We start from the raw sequence: 5,565 nt of genomic DNA, 5'->3' as shown, positions 1-5,565 counted from the left end.
GCCTGGCTCGGTCGCTGCAGGCGGCTCGCCAAAGACTGGGAAAAGTCCATAGCCTCGTCAACAGCGTGGACTTTGATCGCCTCAATCCGCCTGCTGACTTGCAGAACCGCAAGACATTGTCAGTGCTGAAAGACTTTCGAATCAGGCTCTAAAAGTTCATGGGTACCTTGGATGGACTAATACCAAACTCTCGTTTGAAGAGTTTTGCGAAGTGCGAACTGTTTGAATATCCAACCTGTAAAGCGACGTCTGTTATGCTTGTGGTTTGGCGCATAAGTAAGGATTTAGCCATATCCATGCGAGCTTTTTGTAAAAAACAATACGGACTGTTCTGATAGTATTTTTGAAACCCGTCTTTTAAACGCTTCTCAGAGAGGCCGACCCGCTCTGCGAGCATTTTAATTGTCCATGGCTCGGCGAGGTGGGTAGTCAGTAACGCGGCCGCTTCGCGAATACAGGCTTCGTAGCGACCAGCCTGACGCCAGAGTGTGGCTTCTTTATCGCCATCAAAGGCTTCCAGCACTTCATCCAGCAGGCATAAGGAAAACCCTTCCAGCATAAGAGAGCGCCTGCCATCCGCGGCTGCTGCCCGGAGTGTGCGTGCTGTAGCGCCCAGCGTGAATGTGCGTGAGAGGCGTGCCATCCAGCACGTGGCTTTTCCTATAACCTGAACAGGCCTGTCGTGGGATGCCGCCCGAGTAAGAAAGCCAGGCATAAGCTGTTCCAGCAGATCAAAGCTGACCCTGAGTTCTATTCCGCTGAGCTTCTGGCCTGCTGTGAGCCCAAAGGTTGTTTCTCCGGCGGTCAGATTACAAGCAACAATGACGTCCCCCATCTGGTAGTTCAAACGCGGAGAGGGCGCGTGATCGGTGCGATGCTGGAAAGTGCCATAAGCGACACCCTCAGTAATCAGTACGACAACAAGCTGGGGGGAGGCAGAAAAAGTGCCCATGAAGTCCTTGCGCGCATAGAGGTCGAACACACCGAGCTCCAGCCCCTCCCTAAGAATGAATGTGCGCATCCGGCCTTGTAAGGCCGCTTCATCGCCGAGTTTGTCCACGTTCTTGTAAGAGGACGGAGAAAACGCATGAGCCTGCTTCATTTGCGTGCGTGAAACACGCGACAAAATCTCTACGGACATGAGCGTTATGGTCTCAGAGTTGCAAATAATAAGAATGATTATCAATTACAGGACCGGATCGCAATGGTTTGGTTCGATCGCGGTAGCGATGAGCGTCAACTCCGATCATGAAGGGAGGTGCCTTTCTAACTGCCGGAACAGATTAAAGCCCTGCATATGTCCTATCGTTCATCTGACCGCTTGAGTATTTCTGATTATATAAGCCAGTATAAAGCACGGTTTTATGTAGTCAGTGTTTTTTCTGTTCTGACAGCCCTGAGCGCGCTTATCCCACTTGTTGTTCTAAGCCAGCTTTTTCGTTCTCTTCCTGCCCAGTCGGCTACGCGGATTGCGCTGTTTCTGCTCCCCGCCGTTTTTCTGCCGTTTCTGTGTCAGGGGGCAACATCTGTGCTCTGCCACAGGTTGGCATTTGATGTGGTCAGGGATTTACGTAGGGCTATTTTAAATCTCACACAAAGACTTCCGGCTGATTATACGACCAGTCACAGAGCAATGTTAAAAAAACTGGCGCTTGATGACAGTGCCGAATTTGAGACGGCCATTGCGCATACTTTCCCCGATACAATTATCAGCCTTGTGACAGTTGTGGTCAGCCTGCTTTTTCTGGTGGTTATTTCCCCAGTCATGGCTTTGGCCAGCGTCGGACTATTGCCAGTAGCCGCATGGGCCTGGCGGCAGATCGGGCGTGTTGCCTCTGGCAATGGTCGGGCATGGCATCGGGCAGATGTCAGAATCAACCAGAACATCATGGCCTGTCTGGAAGGGTTGATGACCCTCAAGGTTTTTAACAGACCTCCGAGTTCTCTGCCCCTATTGACAGAGGCCTTGCAGGATGTGGCGCATCTGGCGTGCGATATGACGTACCGCTCCAGATGGAGTTATGTCATGGTGTTTATGTGCGTTGGCACAAACCTGCTTGTGGTGCTGCCATGCGCGATGTTCCTGCATATGGCGCAGGGTCTTGGCCTGCCTGACTGCCTGTTTTCCATTCTGCTGGGTATGGGGCTGATGACGCCTCTTCAGCGTCTTATGTTTGTTTCAGGCACGCTTCCACGCCTGCGTGCAACATTGGGACGCCTTAACGCACTCCAGATAGAGAATACTGCGCAAGACGCAGCACTGCACTCCTCAGTTACGGTACAGGCAGGCGGGCACTACGATGTTGTGTTTGAAAATGTCAGTCTTGAACGCCCTGAAAATGAGAATGTGCTGACGTCTTTCTCGCTAACATGTCCTGCGGGGCAGGTAACTGGCATTGTTGGGGCCAGTGGGGCGGGTAAAAGTACACTTTTGCAGCTTGCTTCAGGCAATCTCAAACCAACATCCGGCCGTGTCTTAATTGGCGGTCAGGACCTTGAGTCACTTGCGCCGCAAGCTATTGGGCAGCTTGTTTGCCCAGTATTCCAGCATCCTGTTCTTCTTGGGCACTCCCTTGCGGATAATCTTCTTCTGTATCGCCCGGACCTTGCTGAAAGTGACCTGATGAATGTTCTGGCAGAATGCGATCTTTTGGGGTGTGTCAAACGTTTTGGGTTGAATGGCCCGATCGGGCGGAACGGTGCCCGCCTTTCTGGTGGTGAGCGCCAAAGGCTGGCTATTGCACGCGCACTTGTTAGTCGAGCACCTGTTATTCTGCTTGATGAACCAACGGCTTTTGTTGACCCGGAACGGGAGTTCCATATTCAGAAAGCTTTGGCGCGCACGCTTGAGGGGCGTACGATCCTTATTGTCGCGCATCGGCTTGCCACTGTGCGCGAGGCTGCGCAGATTGCAGTTATGGAGCATGGGCACCTGACTGCTCTGGGGTGCCATGAAGACCTCATGGAAAAATCTGCACTTTATGGAACCTATGCCCGTCACCAGTTTGGCGATGGAGCCATGCCATGAAGGGATACTACAAGGTTCTGTTGCGCACTCTTGTTGCCGACCCCGCGTTGCGCGCAGGGTTTGTGTATGGTCTGGCATCCTCTGTGGCTGAAGCGGCAGGCTATGTCCTGTTACTGCTCAGCGTGCAATGGATGGCCGAAGGGCGCGGCAGTATGACGTGTGTGCTCATGATCCTGTTAGGTCTAGCCGTAGCTTTTGGCCTGCAAGCGCTGTTTCGCGCCCAGGGGTTGGTAAAAGATTTTACCGGCACGTATCGTGCCATGTCACAGATCAGGCTGTGCTTGCTTGATCATCTGATGGCGCTTCCGGCCCAGCGGCAGTTGCCAGACGAACGTGCCGGACTGCTGGACCTCATGACAAGCCGTTTTGTAGCTGTGCAGGACATTTTTACCCATCTGTGGGGTGTTGTCATTCCCGGTATGGCTTTGCCTGTTCTGCTGCTTGCCCTGATCGGCTCCCTTTCAGTTCCTGCGGCGGTCGTTCTGGCACTCAGTTTGCCGGTTGTTATCGCTATGATGCTGCTGGCATTTCGCCTGTTGGATAAAGCCGATGCCGGTCTTGCCTCTGCGCAGGACGCTTATGCACAGGCGGCACTGACGCTTTTGGAAGGTGCGGGTGAGATCCGTTTTTTTGACCCGCAGGGGCAGATTTCCTCTCGTGCAGAGGCGGCAACAGACAGCTTGAAAACAGCCCAGATGGCGCTTGAGGTCGCTCCCGCACCTGCCATTATGGGGTATGCCCTTGCCGCCCAGACCGGAATGGCGCTTGCCATTGGCGTGCTGGTCATGAGTTTTCAGCAAAAAGGTCTCTCCGCTGGTGCTGTTTTTGCAGCCATTATACTGACCTACCGCTTTACACGCTGTGTTGTTGAATTGGCAGGCCAGGTTGCTGGGTTACGTTTTGCGAGGAATACACTCCACCGTATGAGCCAGATTATGGCCCGACCCGGCATGACCCAGACTGAAACAGCCGTGAGGCCGGATGGCTACGACCTGCATTTTTCAAAAGTCTCTGTTCGTTTTGATGCCGATAATCCCTCAGCTGGTGGCCTTGCTCCGATTGAAGGAACAATCCGGCAAGGCACAAAAATTGCACTTGTTGGTATTTCGGGTTCTGGCAAAACCACACTCGCACATCTGGCGCTACGCATGCAGGATGTGGATACAGGTGCTGTGACCATAGGAGGGGCGGACCTGCGAGACATGGATCGCAGTATGCTTGGCCAGAGCATAACTCTGGTGCCTCAGGATGTACATCTTTTTGAAGGCACAATAGCCGACAATATTCGCCTTGGTTACCCAGCGGCCTCTGAAGCAGCTGTGCTGGCTGCCATCAAACAGGCTCATGCCCATGAGTTCATTCAGCATCTACCGCATGGCCTGAACACAGAGATCAGGGCAGCGGCAACAGCACTTTCTGGTGGAGAGAAACAGCGCCTCGCCATAGCGCGTGCACTGCTTATGAACGCACCTTTACTGGTGATGGACGAAGCAACCTCGCAGCTTGATACGATGAGCGAAGCTGCCATTCGCAGCACCCTACAGCACATTGGCGGGGATCGCACAGTAATCACAATTGCTCACCGCCTGTGGATTGCACAGGAGGCCGAAGAAATCTGGGTGATGGAAAACGGCCACATCGTGGAGCGTGGCACGCACAAGGCCCTTATGTCTTTCAACAGCACCTATGCCCGGCTCTGGCACGCACAACAGCGCCCCAAGTCATGGGTTGCCCCCAATGTCCACTGAACTGACCCTTACTCTCTTTGGAAAACAGGATATGTCTTACTTTAATACTCACACAACAGCGCAGTGGCATCAGAAACTTTATAAAGGCCTGATGGCTGGCGGGGTTCTTGTGTCCTGTTCTGCACAGGCAGAAACAATAGCGGTCAAAAACAACACAAGTGCGCCAAAAGCCGCAAAGGAACATCTGGAGGTCGTTGGTGTGCGGCAGCCACGGCGGCTGGACCAGACGGGCACAAGCGGGCAGTTTGTGACTGGCGCGCAACTCCGCCAGAAACAGGTTCGAGACACGAATGATTTGGCGCGCGTGTTACCGGGTGTGCAGATTCAAAGCTCGGGGAGCTTTCTTTTCCCTGCCATTACAGTGCGCGGTATTACCTCAGCGCAGGACCTCTATCATCCAGCTACAACCTTTTATGTGGATGATGTTCCCGTGCTTCCCATTAACGCTATGCAGTCTCTTATTGGTATTGAGAGCGTGCAACTGCTGCGCGGACCACAGGTGGCCCTGTATGGCCAAAGTGCGGAAGGCGGCGTGATTGATATTGCAACGCGCCAGCCCGGTCCGCGTGCCCACGCCTCGTTCGAGGCCGGGGCGGAAAGCCGTTATGGTTACCATGTAACCGGCACGGCAGACGGCAGTCTGATAAAAGACTGGCTTTATGGCTCCATTGCCCTGACTTCTCAGGAGCAGCAGGGCAATGTGAGATGGGGTGGTTGCCGTCCTCCCCGCACGGCATCGCAATGTGCCAGAATGGTCGTTGGAAGAAACGACTGCGCGAAAGGACGGCA

Annotated in this window: 4 protein-coding genes and 1 pseudogene; 4 read left to right on the top strand and 1 reads right to left on the bottom strand. The window is 53.7% G+C overall.

The genetic code is table 11. From position 1 onward, the window contains the following. A pseudogene (locus FKW31_RS14445) lies at positions 1 to 129 on the top strand (IS5/IS1182 family transposase); the annotation flags it as partial. 19 nt (positions 130 to 148) lie between these two features. On the opposite strand, the gene FKW31_RS14440 reads toward FKW31_RS14445, so the two are convergent. After that, entirely contained in the window at positions 149 to 1,141 is a 993-nt protein-coding gene (locus FKW31_RS14440) for an AraC family transcriptional regulator (RefSeq protein WP_150178909.1), read from the bottom strand. 156 nt (positions 1,142 to 1,297) lie between these two features. Here FKW31_RS14440 and FKW31_RS14435 point away from each other — a divergent pair, with 156 nt between their 5' ends. The 3 genes from FKW31_RS14435 to FKW31_RS16205 form a co-directional block, all read left to right on the top strand. Then, positions 1,298 to 3,028: an ABC transporter ATP-binding protein gene (locus FKW31_RS14435; protein WP_150178908.1), complete on the top strand. Its 1,731-nt coding sequence runs from the start codon at positions 1,298 to 1,300 to the stop codon at positions 3,026 to 3,028. After that, a complete protein-coding gene (locus FKW31_RS14430) occupies positions 3,025 to 4,776 on the top strand; it encodes an ABC transporter ATP-binding protein (RefSeq protein ID WP_150178907.1) in 1,752 nt (583 codons plus the stop codon). Before FKW31_RS14435 ends, FKW31_RS14430 begins: the two co-directional genes overlap by 4 nt. Then, positions 4,766 to 5,565, top strand: an 800-nt coding sequence (locus FKW31_RS16205; protein ID WP_202878733.1) for a TonB-dependent siderophore receptor, incomplete at its 3' end; no start/stop codon positions are given. The genes FKW31_RS14430 and FKW31_RS16205, both read left to right, overlap by 11 nt.

It is taken from the genome of Acetobacter sp. DmW_136, assembly GCF_008690365.1.
Taxonomy (GTDB): Bacteria; Pseudomonadota; Alphaproteobacteria; order Acetobacterales; family Acetobacteraceae; genus Acetobacter; species Acetobacter oryzifermentans.
This window is presented reverse-complemented; position numbering and strand designations above follow the sequence as displayed.